The sequence below is a fragment of the Blastococcus sp. SYSU DS0510 genome, assembly GCF_054050835.1.
The window spans coordinates 1-13,944 of sequence record NZ_JBJHAC010000016.1; the positions used below are offsets into that span (position 1 = coordinate 1).

The 13,944-nt window shown below is 77.0% G+C and carries 15 protein-coding genes and 1 tRNA gene; 5 read left to right on the forward strand and 11 right to left on the reverse strand.

Going from position 1 to position 13,944, the window contains the following annotated elements; genetic code table 11:
* Positions 1-197: 197 nt before the first annotated feature.
* The 7 genes from ACI79P_RS13905 to hemW form a co-directional block, all read right to left on the reverse strand.
* Positions 198-803 carry a response regulator gene (locus tag ACI79P_RS13905; RefSeq protein WP_456581649.1) on the reverse strand — a complete coding sequence of 202 codons (606 nt, stop codon included), beginning with the start codon at positions 801-803 and terminating at the stop codon, positions 198-200.
* Entirely contained in the window at positions 800-1,912 is a 1,113-nt protein-coding gene (locus ACI79P_RS13910; RefSeq protein WP_456581650.1) for a sensor histidine kinase, read from the reverse strand. The genes ACI79P_RS13905 and ACI79P_RS13910 overlap by 4 nt, the downstream gene beginning before the upstream one ends.
* Before the next feature lie 20 nt (positions 1,913-1,932).
* On the reverse strand, positions 1,933-2,679 hold the full coding sequence (locus ACI79P_RS13915; RefSeq protein ID WP_456581651.1) for an ABC transporter permease: 747 nt from the start codon (positions 2,677-2,679) through the stop codon (positions 1,933-1,935).
* Positions 2,676-3,584, reverse strand: coding sequence for an ATP-binding cassette domain-containing protein (locus ACI79P_RS13920; RefSeq protein WP_456581652.1), 909 nt, complete (start codon positions 3,582-3,584; stop codon positions 2,676-2,678). The genes ACI79P_RS13915 and ACI79P_RS13920 overlap by 4 nt, the downstream gene beginning before the upstream one ends.
* Before the next feature lie 92 nt (positions 3,585-3,676).
* Positions 3,677-3,991: a TraR/DksA family transcriptional regulator gene (locus tag ACI79P_RS13925; RefSeq protein WP_456581653.1), complete on the reverse strand. Its 315-nt coding sequence runs from the start codon at positions 3,989-3,991 to the stop codon at positions 3,677-3,679.
* An 80-nt stretch (positions 3,992-4,071) separates the two neighbouring features.
* Positions 4,072-4,227, reverse strand: coding sequence for a hypothetical protein (locus tag ACI79P_RS13930; RefSeq protein ID WP_456581654.1), 156 nt, complete (start codon positions 4,225-4,227; stop codon positions 4,072-4,074).
* 151 nt (positions 4,228-4,378) lie between these two features.
* Positions 4,379-5,617, reverse strand: coding sequence for a radical SAM family heme chaperone HemW (hemW, locus tag ACI79P_RS13935; RefSeq protein WP_456581655.1), 1,239 nt, complete (start codon positions 5,615-5,617; stop codon positions 4,379-4,381).
* A gap of 49 nt (positions 5,618-5,666) precedes the next feature.
* On the opposite strand from hemW, the gene ACI79P_RS13940 reads away from it, so the two are divergent.
* Positions 5,667-6,455 carry an enoyl-CoA hydratase-related protein gene (locus ACI79P_RS13940; RefSeq protein WP_456581656.1) on the forward strand — a complete coding sequence of 263 codons (789 nt, stop codon included), beginning with the start codon at positions 5,667-5,669 and terminating at the stop codon, positions 6,453-6,455.
* Positions 6,456-6,501: 46 nt separating this feature from the next.
* Here ACI79P_RS13940 and ACI79P_RS13945 read toward each other — a convergent pair whose 3' ends face one another.
* The gene (locus ACI79P_RS13945; RefSeq protein ID WP_456581657.1) at positions 6,502-7,158 is read right to left on the reverse strand and encodes a maleylpyruvate isomerase family mycothiol-dependent enzyme; all 657 of its coding nucleotides are present in this window, start codon (positions 7,156-7,158) and stop codon (positions 6,502-6,504) included.
* A 76-nt stretch (positions 7,159-7,234) separates the two neighbouring features.
* Between ACI79P_RS13945 and ACI79P_RS13950 the strand changes: the two genes are divergently transcribed.
* Positions 7,235-7,690, forward strand: a complete 456-nt coding sequence (locus ACI79P_RS13950) for a MarR family winged helix-turn-helix transcriptional regulator (RefSeq protein ID WP_456581658.1) — start codon at positions 7,235-7,237, stop codon at positions 7,688-7,690.
* Positions 7,691-7,714: 24 nt separating this feature from the next.
* Here ACI79P_RS13950 and selB read toward each other — a convergent pair whose 3' ends face one another.
* The 3 genes from selB to ACI79P_RS13965 form a co-directional block, all read right to left on the reverse strand.
* Positions 7,715-9,460, reverse strand: a complete 1,746-nt coding sequence (gene selB, locus ACI79P_RS13955) for a selenocysteine-specific translation elongation factor (protein WP_456581659.1) — start codon at positions 9,458-9,460, stop codon at positions 7,715-7,717.
* Complete coding sequence (selA, locus tag ACI79P_RS13960) at positions 9,451-10,767, reverse strand: L-seryl-tRNA(Sec) selenium transferase (protein ID WP_456581660.1); 1,317 nt, start codon at positions 10,765-10,767, stop codon at positions 9,451-9,453. Before selA ends, selB begins: the two co-directional genes overlap by 10 nt.
* A 30-nt stretch (positions 10,768-10,797) precedes the next feature.
* Positions 10,798-10,893 (reverse strand) — tRNA-OTHER (locus ACI79P_RS13965).
* 53 nt (positions 10,894-10,946) lie between these two features.
* Between ACI79P_RS13965 and ACI79P_RS13970 the strand changes: the two genes are divergently transcribed.
* The 3 genes from ACI79P_RS13970 (at position 10,947) to ACI79P_RS13980 (ending at position 13,834) form a co-directional block, all read left to right on the forward strand.
* On the forward strand, positions 10,947-11,528 hold the full coding sequence (locus tag ACI79P_RS13970) for a helix-turn-helix transcriptional regulator (RefSeq protein WP_456581661.1): 582 nt from the start codon (positions 10,947-10,949) through the stop codon (positions 11,526-11,528).
* A gap of 10 nt (positions 11,529-11,538) precedes the next feature.
* Positions 11,539-12,546: a selenide, water dikinase SelD gene (gene selD / locus ACI79P_RS13975; RefSeq protein ID WP_456581662.1), complete on the forward strand. Its 1,008-nt coding sequence runs from the start codon at positions 11,539-11,541 to the stop codon at positions 12,544-12,546.
* A gap of 322 nt (positions 12,547-12,868) precedes the next feature.
* Positions 12,869-13,834 carry a zinc-binding dehydrogenase gene (locus tag ACI79P_RS13980; protein ID WP_456581663.1) on the forward strand — a complete coding sequence of 322 codons (966 nt, stop codon included), beginning with the start codon at positions 12,869-12,871 and terminating at the stop codon, positions 13,832-13,834.
* Positions 13,835-13,944 lie beyond the last annotated feature (110 nt).

The following is a 13,944-nucleotide window of genomic DNA, read 5'->3' on the forward strand; positions in this document are numbered from 1 at the left end:
CCCCCCCCCCCCCCCCCCCCCCCCCCCCCCCCCCCCCCCCCCCCCCCCCCCCCCCCCCCCCCCCCCCCCCCCCCCCCCCCCCCCCCCCCCCCCCCCCCCCCCCCCCCCCCCCCCCCCCCCCCCCCCGGCCGCCCCCGGCTCGACCCGGGACGACGCACGGGCGCTCGGCCGTCGGTCTTCGGGGCGAGGCAGTTCTCCTACAGCCAGCCCTTCTCCTCCGCGACCCGGGCCGCCTCGACCCGGGTGCGGGCGCCGGTCTTGCCGATCGCCGAGGACAGGTAGTTGCGCACCGTCCCCTCGGACAGGAACAGCCGGCCGGCGATGTCGGCGACGGTCGCGCCGTCGGCGGCGGCGCGCAGCACGTCGGCCTCCCGCGTGGACAGCGGCGTCGCCCCGATGGCGAGGGCGGCGGCGGCCAGGTCGCGGTCGATGACCCGCTCGCCGGCCATCACCGCCCGGATCCCCTGGGCCAGCTCGCTGACGGGCGCGTCCTTCACCAGGAACCCGGCGGCGCCGACCTCCATCGCGCGGCGCAGGAACCCCGGCCGCCCGAACGTCGTGAGGATGACCGCGCGGCACGCCGGCAGCGCCGTGGCCAGCTCCCGGGCGGCGGCCAGCCCGTCGGCGCCGGGCATCTCGATGTCGAGCAGCGCGACGTCGGGACGGTGCTCGACGGCGGCCGCGGCGACGGCGTCGCCCCGGCCCACCTCGGCCACCACCTCGATGTCCTCCTCCAGCTCGAGCAACGCCCGCAGCGCCCCGCGGACCATCGTCTGGTCCTCGGCGATGAGCACCCGGATCACGACGCCGCCACCGGGGAGGCCACGACCGGGCTGCTCAGCGGGACCGACGCGGTGAGCCGGAAGCCCGACCCCTCCCCCGGTCCGTGCTCCAGCCGGCCGCCGACCGCGGCGACGCGCTCGGCGAGGCCGCACAGCCCTGCCCCGGCCGGGGCGTCGCCGCCGCGGCCGTCGTCGGCGACGGTCAGCTCGACGTCCTCGTCCCGGGTCCGGAGGGTCACCGTGACCGACCGCGCGCCGCTGTGCCGGAGCACGTTGGTGGTGGCCTCGCGCACCACCCAGCCGAGCACCGCGTCGACCGGTCCGGGCAGCGGCGGCCCCGGCGCCGGCGCCCGCAGCGCGATGCCGGCCGCCGACAGCGCCGACCGCGCCTCGGCGAGCGCCTGCGCGAGGCTCACCTGGCGGTAGCCGCTCACCGCGTCGCGCACCTCGGCGAGGGCCCGGCGCGCGGCCGCCTCGACGTCGGCCATCTCCTGCCGGGCGCGCACCGGGTCCCGCTCGGCCAGCCGGCCGGCCAGCTCGCTCTTGAGCGCGATCAGCGACAGGCTGTGCCCGAGCAGGTCGTGCAGGTCGCGGGCGAAGCGCAGCCGCTCCTCGGTGACGGCGTTGCGGGCCAGCTCCTCCCGCGCCTCGACGAGCTCGGCGTTGACCGACATCAGCTGCCGCATGCCCCGCAGCGCGAACGCGGTGAGCAGGCAGATCACCGGCAGGATGAAGACGTCGCCGAGGACGCCGTGCGCGGCCAGCACGGCGGCGCAGACCCCGGCCGCGCCCACGACCGCCGGCCAGACCCACCGCTCGGGCAGCGCCACCGAGACCGCGGCCGAGACGTAGATCATCAGCCCGGCCCACGCCGGGCCCAGCCAGACGGCGAGCCCGACCCCGAGGACGGCGACCACCGCGATCCGCACGCGGGGCCAGTCGTTGCTGCTCCCGAAGACCCGCCCGAAGATGCCGAGGTAGACGACGGTGAAGGCGACGAGGGCCGCACCCGCCACGACCTGCGCGAGCAGCGGGCGAGGCGTGGTGACCAGGTCGGCGATCGGGAAGACCTGGAACAGCAGCCAGGGCACGGCCCAGCCCAGGCGCTGCCAGCGGTTCCGGGGGTCCACGGGCCGCACGGTAATCGGGCTCAGCCCGCGACCGCGTGCAGCGGCCGCTTGCGGGCGACGGTGACCGCGATGAGCCCGAAGGCGGCCGTGAAGCCGGCCATGGCCAGCACCGCGCCCGCCGCCGGCCACGCCCCGGCGACCACGCCGCGCCCCAGCTCGGCGTACCAGTACGACGGCAGCGTGTAGGCCAGGCCCCGCATCGCCTCGGGCAGCATCGCCACCGGCCACCACAGCCCGCCGAGCGCCGCGAGCACCACGCCCAGGATGCCGATCGCTCCGCCCGCGGCCTTCTCGTCCAGCGAGAGCCCGACCAGCAGCCCCAGGGCGACGAACGCCGCCGACCCGGCCCACAGGACCGCCAGCAGCGCGAGCCAGGTGCCGGCCGGCAGCTGCACCCCGTTGACGAAGCGGCCGACCAGCGCGACGACCAGCAGGCTCGGCAGGGCCAGCAGCACACCGACGACGACGTCGACGGCGAAGACCTGCCTCTGCGGCACGGGGGTGACCCGGAGCTGGCGCAGCCAGCCCGAGGCGCGGTCGAAGGAGATGCGGATGGTGGCGCCCAGGGAGGCGCCGATGGCCCCGTACGCCATCATCGAGACCATGATCGACGCCGAGACCTCCTGACGCTCGGCCACGCCCGGCATCTGCCCGCCGATGATCTTCGTGAGGAAGATCGTGAACAGCGCCGGCAGCAGCACGGTGAAGAAGACGAACTGCTTGTTGCGCGCCACGCGGCGCAGCTGGAAGGCGAACAGCGGGCTCACCGGGTGGCTCCGATCGGGCTGGACGGGCGGGCGGGGAGCAGGGAGAGGACGGCGTCCTCGAGGGAGGCGCCGCGGACATCGAGGTCGGGCAGGCCGCCGTCGGCGAGCAGGGCGCGCAGGGTGGCGTCGGCGTCGGTGGTGGCCAGCCGGACGGTGCTGCCCTGCCACGTCACCGCGCTGACCCCGGGAACCGCGTCGAACCGGCGGCCGGGCGCGGCGGTGAAGGAGACGGTGCGCCCGCCGACGCCGGTCTTGATCTCGGCGGCGGTCCCGTCGGCGATCACCCGTCCCCCGGCCACCACGACCACCCGGTCGGCGACCGCGTCGGCCTCGTCCAGGTGGTGGGTGGCGAAGACGACGGTGTGCCCGCGCCCGGCCAGGCCGCGCATCGTCGTCCAGAAGGCGCGGCGGGCCTCGACGTCCATGGCCGAGGTCGGCTCGTCCAGGAGCAGCAGCGGTGGGGCGCCGGCGAGGGCGAGGGCCAGCAGCACGCGCTGGCGCTGGCCGCCGGAGAGCGCCTCCACGGGTCGGTCCAGCAGGCCGTCGATGCCGGCGGTGAGCACCAGGTCCTCCAGCGGCCAGGCGGTCGGGAAGCTCCGTCGCACCAGGTGGAGCACCTCGCCGACCCGCGCCTCGCTGGGCAGGCCGCCGTGCTGCAGCATCGCGCCGACGCTGCCGGCGCGGACCGCGGCGCGCGGTTCGCGGCCGAGCACGCGCAGCTCCCCCGCGGCCGGGGTGATCAGCCCGAGGACGGCGTTCACCGTCGTCGACTTGCCGGCGCCGTTCGGGCCGAGCAGGGCGACGGTCTGGCCGCGCGGGATGGTGAGGTCGAGGTCCTCCACGGCGACCGCGTCGCCGTAGCGGACGGTCAGCCCGCGGATCTCGAGAGCGGGTGCGGAAGGCATGCGGCGAGCGTGCCCCGGCAGCCGGGGGCGCTGGTAGTGCCGGACGTCGCCGGCCGCACCTGACATCCGTCAGGTGCGGCCGGCGACGGCGCTCAGGCCGGCGGGGTGCAGGCGACGCAGGTGCGGGCGAACGGGCGGAGCTCCAGCCGCTCCTCCGGGATGGCGGTGCCGCAGCCGGTGCAGCGGCCGTAGCTGCCGTCGTCGATGCGGGCGAGGGCGGCGTCGATCTCCGCGATGGTGCGCTGCAGGTCGGCGCTGCGGCGCTGGGCGACGGGGTCGGGCACGGAGGTGGCGCACTCGGCGAGCGCCTCCTCGCGCTGCCGCACGGCGTCGGCGCGCTGCTCCTCCAGCAGGCGGCGGAAGCGGTCGGCCGAGGCGGCGGTCGAGCTGTCGAGGCTGGCGGACATGCGGATCTCCTTCGGGCGAACGCGGGATGACGCGGTCACCGGTCGGTGGCGCGTCGGACGGGCGTGGGACCCCGGCGGGGTCAGGAGCGACGCGGCGGGGCCCGGTCCTGGCTGCGGCGGAGCACGTCGAGGCCGCGGAGGCCGCGGGCGCGGCGGTTCATGGCGAGCGCGAGGCGTGCGCCGCCGGACAGGGCGAACGGCGGGGTGGCGGACGGGCGCGCTGCTGGTGCGATCACCGACGACCCCCTCCGTGCACCCCGGCCTCGTTGCCGGAACGGGCACCATAACCGCTGCCGCGCCCGGCAACCCCGCTCTTTCGAGTGAAGCTGGCCCGGCGCCGTCCCGAGGCTCGTCCCGAGCTTGCGAGGGACGAGGAGGACGGGGTCCTCAATCGGTGAGGTCGCGGACCACCGCGTCGGCGAGCAGGCGACCCCAGTCGGTGAGGACGGCGCGGCCCGCGGCGTGGGCGCCGGGCTCCAGCAGCCCGCCCGCGACGGCCGCGGCGGCACGGGCCCGGCCGGTGGCGGTGAGCGCGGTCAGCGGCAGACCGTCGCGCAGCCGCAGGCCCAGCATCACCGCCTCCAGCGCCCGGTCGGCGTCGTCGAGCACCTCGGCGTCCTGCGCCGGGCTCTCCCCGCGGGCCAGGCGCTCGGCGTAGGCGGCGGGGTGCTTGACGTTCCACCAGCGCACGCCGCCGACGTGGCTGTGCGCGCCCGGGCCGACACCCCACCAGTTGGCGTTGGCCCAGTACAGCTCGTTGTGCCGGCAGCGGGCCGCCGCGGAGGTCGCCCAGTTCGACACCTCGTACCAATCGAAGCCGGCCCCGCGCAGGGTCGCGTCGGCCTGTTCGTAGCGGTCGGCGAGCACGTCGTCGTCGGGCATGGGCAGCTCCCCGCGCCGGACCCGGCGGGCGAGCTTCGTCCCCTCCTCGACGATGAGGGCGTAGGCGCTGACGTGGTCGACCGGCGAGGCGAGCACGGCCTCGAGGGAGGCCGCCCAGTCCGCGTCGGTCTCCCCCGGCGTGCCGTAGATGAGGTCGAGGTTGACGTGCTCGAACCCCGCGGCCCGTGCCTCGTGCGCCGCCTCGACGGCGCGGCCGGGCGTGTGCCGCCGGTCGAGCGCGGCGAGCACGTGCGGCGCGGCCGACTGCATGCCCAGGCTGACCCGGGTGAAGCCGCCCTCCCGCAGCCGGGTCAGCGACGCGGGCGACACCGTCTCCGGGTTGGCCTCGGTGGTGACCTCGACGTCGTCGGTGACGGGGAACAGCTCGCGGACCGCGGCCAGCACCGCCACCAGGTCGTCGGCGGGCAACAGGGTGGGGGTGCCGCCGCCGACGAACACGGTCGAGACCGAGGGCAGGTCGGGGCCGAGGCTGTCGACGGCGCGGCGCAGCTCGGCGATCGCGGTGCCGGCGTACTCGCTCCGGTTCGCGCCGGGGCCCAGTTCCTCGGAGGTGTAGGTGTTGAAGTCGCAGTAACCGCAGCGGGTGGCGCAGAACGGCACGTGCACGTAGAGGCCGAACGGGGTGGAGGTCAGCCCCTCGAGGGCGCTGCCGGGGAGCCGGTCGGGGCCGGGTGCGCCCGGCGGCGGGGCGGCGTCGTTCAGCAATGGCAGGACGGTGTTCATCTGCTCCCAGTGTGCCGCGCCGGCCCGCGGGGGCGGCAGGATGCCGGACGTGACCTCCGACCGAGTGCTCCAGGTGTCCCTCTCGCGCGGCGTCGCCACCCTGACGCTGGACTCCCCGGCCAACCGCAACGCGCTGTCGCGAGCCATGCGCGCACAGCTGCGCGAGGCGCTGACCGACGCCCTGGCCGACGACGCGGTGCGGGTGGTCGTGCTCGACCACTCCGGCCGGGTGTTCTGCTCGGGGATGGACCTCTCCGAGGCGGCCGGCGGCTCGTCGGAGGACCAGGGGGTGCGCGAGTTCCCGGAGTTGCTGCAGCTGCTGTGGTCCTCGCCGAAGCCGGTCGTGGCGGTGGTGCGCGGACCGGCGCGCGCCGGCGGGGTCGGCCTGCTGGCCGCCTGCGACGTCGTCGTCGCGGCGTCGTCGGCCACCTTCGCGTTCTCCGAGGTGCGCCTGGGCCTGGTGCCGGCGGTCATCTCGGCCGTCGTCCTCCCCCGGATGACCACCCACGTCGCCCACCGGCTGATGCTCAGCGGCGAGGTCTTCGACGCCGCGACGGCCGCCGCCGGCGGGCTGGTCGACCTGGTCGCGGGCGACGGCGAGGTGGACGCCGTGCTCTCGGGGCAGCTCACCGCCCTGGCGGCGGGCGCACCCGCCGCCCTGGCCGAGACCAAGCGGCTGCTGCGGTCGCGCCAGCCGGAGCTCTCCTTCGAGCCCCTGCTCGACCTCTCGGCGCGGTTCTTCGCCGGCGAGGAGGGCCAGGAGGGGATCGCCGCGTTCCGCGAGAAGCGTCCCGCCCGCTGGGTGCCCGCCGCGGACGACCCGACCCCGGGTCCGTAGCCCTCTGCCCACCCCGGGTGGGCAGAGCGGCACGGCCCGCGGGGTCCTACCGGAGCCCGACGAGCCCCGGACCGACCAGCCGGTCCCGGACCGCGGCCGTGCGTCCGGTCAGCAGGAGCAGCAGCGCCTCGATCGGCCCCTCGACCACCTGCCCCTGTCCCACCGCCCAGTCCGCGTCGGTCGCCACCAGCCGCCGGCCGGACAGCCGTCGTCGGGCGTGGAAGGTGGTGGACGTCGGCCACGGCAGGTCCCAGACCCGGGTCGCCGCGGTCACGGCGGCGTCGACGGGCACGGGCCGGTGGTACCCCAGCGGCAGGGCGATGTCCTGCCCGTGCACGAGGACGTCGAGCAGTGGCTCGACGTGGCTGATCCCGGGGGCCTTCCGCCGCGAGCCGGCCATGCCCCGGATCCGGGCGACCAGCTGCTCCCGCGGCAGCGCGGCCTCGCGGACGGCGGTGTCGTGGATCATCCGCTGCAGGTTCCCGCCGGCGCGGACGAGGTCGACGGTCGCCCGGACCGGCCCTGTCTGGGCGAGTGCGAGGTGGGCGGCGACGTCGCGCACCCGCCAGCCCGCGCAGAGCGACGGGTGCTCCCACTCCGCGTCGGCCAGGCCCCCCAGCAGGTCGGCGAGGTGGAGTCGCTGGCGGTCGGTCGCCGCCCAGACGGCGTCGACGTCCATGGTCCGGATCGGTTGCGGTCGCATGGCGGGCTCCCACGTCCTAGTAAGATCCTCGAACCAAGATAGTTCGATCATCTGACTTTCGTCAAGGAGGGTGCCGATGGCCGCCGGACCGGTTCCGCCCGAGGACGAGCTCGCGCTCGGGGTGCTGCTCTTCATCCCCTACCGCGCGCTGGAGAACCGGGTCCTCGAGGCGCTGGCACGGGCCGGGTTCGACGACTTCACCCTCGCGCAGGCGCGGGTCATGCAGCGGATCGGACCCTCCGGCACCCGGCTCACCCAGCTGGCGGAGGCGGCGCAGGTGACCAAGCAGACGGCCGGGCACCTGGTCGACCAGCTGGAGCGGACCGGCTACGTCCGCCGGACGCCCGACCCGTCCGACGCCCGCGCCCGGCTGGTCCGCCTCGCCGAGCGCGGCACGGAGGCGCAGGCGGTCGCCGGATCCGTCGTCGCGGAGGCGGAGTCCGAGTGGCGCGCGCACCTGGGAGAACGCCGGTGGCGGCAGCTGCGCGAGGCGCTCACGGCGCTGCGCGAGGTGACCGACCCCTACCGCTGAGCCGGCGGCGCGGCCACGGGGTCGCTACCGGAGGCGGCGGGTGTTGTCGGGCAGCCGCACGGTGACCTGCCGGGTGTCCAGCCACTCCATGAGCGGGACGGCGACCCGGCGGCTGGTGCCCCAGGCCTGCCGGGCCTGGCTGAGGCTGAACGGCTGCGGCACCGCAGCGAGCCGCTCCCGGGCCACCGCCTCGACGCCGGGCGCCAGGTAGACCCCCTCCCCGACGCGTACGAGCTGCCCGCTCCGCACGGCGGCGGCGAGCTCGCGGCTGCCCAGCCCGGCGGCCACCAGGTCGGGGGCCTCGGGGGCGGCGAAGGGATCGGCGGCCAGCCGGGCCCGGACGGCGTCGACCGCCCGCTGCACCTCGGGGGGCAGCTCCGCCGCGCTGTCGACGACCCGCCCTTCGCGCAGCACCAGCGGCTCGCGCACCAGCGCGGGGACCAGCTCGGCGTCGGGCAGCTCCAGCGCCCGGCGCACCACCTCCGACGGCGGCCCGGGCTCGAGCGGCCGCAGGCGCCGGTAGCGCGCGACGACCTCGGGCAGCCGCGCGGCGAGCTCGTCGGCGAGCCCGGCGGCCAGCAGCCAGGGTCCGTACCGCGTGGCGCCGGCCGGCACCGGCCAGCCCATCGCGGCGAAGTCGGCGGCGCGGACGATCCGGCGGCGGGCCAGGTCGGCGGAGGCACCGTCCGCCCCGTCGGGCTGGGCGACGAGCTCGGCGGCCCGCTGGCGCGCGGCGCCCCGGCGGCGGAGCTCCGGCGGGTCGACGTCCCGCACCTCCGCGCCCAGCACCCGCCGGGCGCCGGGGTCGCGCAGGAGCAGCCGGTCGCCGACCCGCAGCGGCAGGGGCGAGGCCAGGCGCAGCCGCACGGCGGCGCCGTCCAGCGGGCGGAGCCGCGCGCCGACCGTCGCCGAGCCGACGTGCACCACCGGCTCGGCCGGCAGCCGCTCGTCGGGGGCGGTGTCCAGGGTCGCGTCGACGACGTCGGTGAGCCGGAAGGCCCCGGGCGTGAGCAGCGCGTCGCCGCGCGAGAGGTCCTCGACGGCGACCCCGCGGAGGTTGAGCGCCACCCGGGCGGTGGCCGCGGCGCGCTCGACCGGGTCGCCCAGGGACTGCACCCCGCGGACGGCCACCTCGCGATCACCCAGGAGGAGCCGGTCGCCGGACGCGACGGTGCCGGCGGCGAGCGTGCCGGTGACCACGGTGCCGGCGCCCTTGATGGTGAAGGCGCGGTCGATCCAGAGACGGACCGGCGCGCCGGGGTCCGGGGCGGGGAGGCCGGCGAGCAGTGCCTCCAGCGCCGTCGTCAGCTCCGGGAGCCCCCGACCGGTGACCGAGCTGACCGCCACGCCGGGCACCTCGCCCATCGACGTCCCGGCGAGCCGTTCGCGCACGTCGGCGAGGACGGGCGCCGGATCGGCGAGGTCGGCCTTGGTGACGGCGAGCAGGGCGTGCCGCACCCCGAGCGCGTCGAGGACGGCGACGTGCTCGGCGGTCTGCGCCGACCAGCCGTCGTCGGCGGCCACGACGACGAGCGCGGCCGGCACCGAGCCGACGCCGGCGAGCATGTTGCCGACGAACCGCTCGTGGCCGGGGACGTCGACGACCGCGAGCCGGCGGCCCGAGGGCAGCCTGGTCCAGGCGAAGCCCAGGTCGATGGTCAGCCCGCGGCGGCGCTCCTCGGCCCAGCGGTCGGGCTCCATGCCGGTGAGCGCCCGGACCAGCGCCGACTTGCCGTGGTCGACGTGGCCGGCCGTCGCGATCACGTCCACCGGCGGGCCACCTCCAGCACGGCGCCGGCGAGGGCGTCGTCGGCCGACGGCGGGACGCTGCGCAGGTTGAGCAGGGTGCGACCGTCCTCGACGTAGCCGACGACCGGGGTCGCCCCCAGCCGCAGCGGCTCGGCGAAGCGCTCGGCCAGCGCCACGGCGGCGCCGGGCAGCGGGTGCTCGGGCGCCCCTCCCCCGCCGACCCGCGAGTCGGCATCCACGGCGACAGCCTCCACGCCGCCGGCCTCCAGGCGGGCCGCCAGCGCGCGCGCCCGCTCCCGGAGCCCGTCGACGTCGGCGGCGAGCATCTGCCGCACCGGCGGCAGCGGGCCGCGCAGCGTCGCCTCGAGGGCGGCCAGCGTCGTCTTGTCCACGCGGAGCGCCCGGTAGAGGGGGTGGCGGCGGAGGCGCTGCACGAGCTCCGCGCGGCCGAGCACCAGCCCGGCCTGGGGGCCGCCGAGCAGCTTGTCACCGCTGGCGAGCGCGAGGTCGGCACCGGCGGCGAGCGTCGTCTGCAGGTCGGGCTCGTCGGGCAGCGCCGGATGGGGCAGCAGGAGGCCTGAGCCGACGTCCGCGACGAGCGGCACCCCGGTGCCCTGCAGCGCCGCCGCCAGCTCCCCGACCTGCACCGACCGGGCGAAGCCGCGCACGACGAAGTTCGACGGGTGCACCTTGAGCACCGCGCCGGTGTCCGGGCCGAGCGCCCCGCGGTAGTCGGCCAGGGCGACGCGGTTGGTGGTGCCCACCTCGCGCAGGCGGGCCCCCGTGCTCTCCAGCAGGTCGGGGATGCGGAACCCGTCGCCGATCTCGACCAGCTCGCCGCGGGCCAGCACCAGCTCCCGGCCCTGGCCGAGCGCCGTGGCGACCAGCGCCAGCGCGGCGGCGCAGTTGTTGACCACCAGCGCCGCCTCGGCGGCCGGGACCGCCTCCAGCAGCGCGGCGAGGGCCGCCTCCCCCCGCGGGCCGCGGCGGCCGGTGCGCAGGTCGAGCTCGACGTCGGTGGTGCCGCTCGCGGCGACGACCGCGTCGACCGCCGCCTCCGACAGGGGCGCGCGGCCGAGGTTGGTGTGCACGACCACGCCGGTGGCGTTGAGCACCGGGCGCAGGCTGCCGGCCGTGGGCGGGAGTTCGGCCAGGACGGCGTCGACGGCGGCACCGGGCGCGACCTCGCCGGCCCGGATCCGCTGCTGGACGCGCTGCACGGCGCTCTTCACCAGGACCCGCCCCAGCCGCTCGCCGGCGCCGGCGAGGCGCGGGTCGGCGAGCAGCATGTCGGTGCGGGGCACCTGGCGGCGCGGGTCGGTCGTCATCGCCCCGCAGCGTAGGTGCGGGGCGGGAGCTGGCGGAGGCGGACGGGAATCGAACCCGCCTGGCCGAGATGCTCGGCCACGTCGGCTTTAGAGGCCGCGGGGGCCACCAGACACCCTGACGCCTCCGCCGAGCAGCCTACGTGGTGGAACTGTCGGAGGTCCGTGCCAGCATCCGCGGCGTGAACCGCACCGAGCCCCGCACGCCCGCCACGCTGCCGCCGGTCACCCTCACGCCCGAGGAGGCCGCCGCCGTCGCCGCCGCGCTCGCCGCCCGGCCCGAGGGCCCCTACGCCGAAGCCGGGCAGACGGCGCTGGAGAAGGTGCTCACGGCGCTGGAGCCCGATCCCGCGCAGCGCGCACGGCTGCTGGCGAGCAGCCGCTGGCTGGCGGCCGACGTCGCGCGGGGCGCCGAGGTGCGGCGGCGCGTGGAGCGCGGGCTCGCCGAGCGGCGCGTCCTGGTGCTCGACTACCGCGACCGCGAGGGCGCCTGGTCGGAGCGGGCCGTGGAACCGCAGCTGCTCGTCCGCACCGGCGCCCACGAGTTCCTGCTGGCCTGGTGCCGGGAGCGCCAGGAGCTCCGCTGGTTCCGGGAGGACCGCATCGGCGGCGTCGAGCTCACCGGTGAGCCCGCGCCCCGGCGGGACCTGTCCGGCGTCGGTGCGCCGCCCTCGGCCGGGCACCCGGCCGGGCACAGGTTGCCGCGCACCCCGCCGCCGGCCGCGCCACCCCGGCTCCGGGTGCTCCCCGGCGGCCGGGCCTAGATTCGGGCGCGTGACCACCGCACCCGCGCGCATCCGGCTCACCCAGTACGCCCACGGCGGGGGGTGTGCCTGCAAGATCCCGCCCGGCGAGCTCGAGGCGGTCGTCGCCGGGCTGACCGCGCAGGGGCCGGTCGACCCGGCGGCCGAGCTGATCGTGGGCCTCGATGACGGCGACGACGCGGCGGTGGTCCGCATCGCCGGCGGGCAGGGGCTGGTGCTCACCACCGACTTCTTCACCCCCGTCGTCGACGACGCGTACACCTTCGGCCGGATCGCCGCGGCGAACGCGCTCTCCGACGTCTACGCCATGGGTGGCACCCCGGTCGTCGCCGTCAACCTGCTCGGGTGGCCGCGTGACGTGCTCCCCGCGGAGCTCGCCGCCGAGGTGCTGCGCGGCGGCCTCGAGGTGGCGCAGGAGGCCGGCTGCCACGTCGGCGGCGGGCACTCCATCGACGATCCCGAGCCCAAGTACGGCATGGCGGTCACCGGCGTGGTCGACGTCGACCGGCTCATCACGAACGCCGGTGCGGTCGCCGGCACGCCGCTCACCCTCACCAAGCCGCTGGGGGTGGGGGTGCTCAACAGCCGCATGAAGGCCACCGGCGAGGTGTCGGAGGAGGCGGTCGCCTCGATGACGGCCCTCAACCGCGAGGCCGGGCGGGCCGCCGTCGCGGCCGGCATCCGCGCGGGCACCGACGTGACCGGCTTCGGGCTGCTCGGCCACCTCTACAAGATGGCGCGGGCCAGCGGGGTCACCGCCGTCGTCGACGCCGCGGCTGTCCCGTACCTCACCGGCGCCCGGGAGGCGCTGGCCGCCGGCTTCGTCTCCGGGGGCACGCGCCGCAACCTCGACTGGGTGCGCCCGCACGCCGACCTCTCCGCGGTCTCCGAGGACGAGGCGCTCCTGCTGGCCGACGCGCAGACCTCGGGCGGGCTGCTGCTGGGCGGGGAGATCGTCGGTTCCCCGGTGATCGGCGAGTTCGTGCCCCGGGGGGAGCACGTCGTCGTCATCCGCTGACGCGCCCGCGGCGGCGTGTCCCCGGCGGCACGCCGAGCAGGGACACGGCACCGCGCGAGATCTGCTCGCCCGGCCCCCGGTGTCGTGCCACGGTCCCGCCAGGTCGGGCGCGAGTGCGCCCGGCGGGCGGACCGGCGGGGAGGACGGCGTGGTGGTGCGGACGGCGGCACGGGCAGCGCTCGCGGCGGGACTGGCGGCCGCAGCGGTGTGGGGCGGAGCAGGAGCGGCCGGCGCGACTGTGATCCCTCCCGGCCGTCTCCGCTGACCGCGGAGGAACCGGCCCGGAGGACACCGGCAGACGTGCTCGGCTAGGTTCGCGGTCATGCTCGCTGCCTTCGTCTCCACGCCCGCCCCGAAGGACCCGCTCTCCGTGCTGGAGATCGGGGAGCGCCCCGAGCCCGAGGTGCCCGAGGGCTGGACGACGATCCAGGTCAAGGCGGTGTCGCTGAACCACCACGACCTGTTCAGCCTGCAGGGCATCGGCCTGCCCGCCGAGCGGATGCCGATGATCCTCGGCACCGACGCCGCCGGCATCGACGAGGAGGGCAACGAGGTCGTCGTCCACGGCGTCATCTCCACCCCCGACTGGATGGGCGACGAGACGCTGGACCCGAAGCGGTCGCTGCTGTCGGAGGTGCACCAGGGGTCGATGGCCGAGCGGGTCGCCGTCCCCCGGCGCAACCTCCTCCCGAAGCCGGCCGAGCTCTCCTTCGCCGAGGCCGCCTGCCTCCCCACCGCGTGGCTGACGGCCTACCGGATGCTGTTCGTGAAGTCCGGGCTCCGGCCGGGGCAGACGGTGCTCGTGCAGGGCGCCAGCGGCGGCGTGGCGACTGCGCTCATCGTGCTCGGCCGCGCCGCCGGCTACCGCATGTGGGTGACGGGCCGCAGCGAGGAGAAGCGGGCCGCAGCCCTGGCGCTGGGCGCCGAGCAGGCGTTCGAGAGCGGCGCCCGGCTGCCCGAGCGGGTCGACGGCGTCATGGAGACCGTCGGCGAGGCCACCTGGAGCCACAGCATCAAGTCGCTGAAGCCCGGCGGCGTCCTGGTCACCTCGGGCGCGACCACGGGCTTCAACCCCGGAGCCGAGCTCAACCGGGTCTTCTTCACCCAGCTCTCGGTCATCGGCTCCACGATGGGGACGAAGTCCGAGCTCGAGGCGCTGATCCAGATGTGCGCCGTCACCGGCATCCGCCCGCAGATCGACGTGGAGCTGCCGCTGGCGGAGGCCCGGGAGGGCTTCGCGCGGATGCTCGAGGGCCGCACCAACGGGAAGATCGTCTTCACCCTCTGAAGCCCCCCGTTCGCAGGCCCGCGGCGGGCGGACGACCGCTTCCTGGTCGACCGCGAGGTGACGGTCGCGCACGACGAGGTCCACCCCGAGCGGCGTGCCCGGACGTGGGA

Excerpts from the sequence above, each read along its gene's own strand:
- ACI79P_RS13920 (WP_456581652.1), bottom strand. The coding sequence starts at position 3,584 with ATGCCTTCCGCACCCGCTCTCGAGATCCGCGGGCTGACCGTCCGCTAC.
- ACI79P_RS13925 (WP_456581653.1), bottom strand. The coding sequence starts at position 3,991 with ATGTCCGCCAGCCTCGACAGCTCGACCGCCGCCTCGGCCGACCGCTTC.
- hemW (WP_456581655.1), bottom strand. The coding sequence starts at position 5,617 with ATGAACACCGTCCTGCCATTGCTGAACGACGCCGCCCCGCCGCCGGGC.
- ACI79P_RS13945 (WP_456581657.1), bottom strand. The coding sequence starts at position 7,158 with ATGCGACCGCAACCGATCCGGACCATGGACGTCGACGCCGTCTGGGCG.
- ACI79P_RS13950 (WP_456581658.1), top strand. The coding sequence starts at position 7,235 with ATGGCCGCCGGACCGGTTCCGCCCGAGGACGAGCTCGCGCTCGGGGTG.
- selA (WP_456581660.1), bottom strand. The coding sequence starts at position 10,767 with ATGACGACCGACCCGCGCCGCCAGGTGCCCCGCACCGACATGCTGCTC.
- ACI79P_RS13980 (WP_456581663.1), top strand. The coding sequence starts at position 12,869 with ATGCTCGCTGCCTTCGTCTCCACGCCCGCCCCGAAGGACCCGCTCTCC.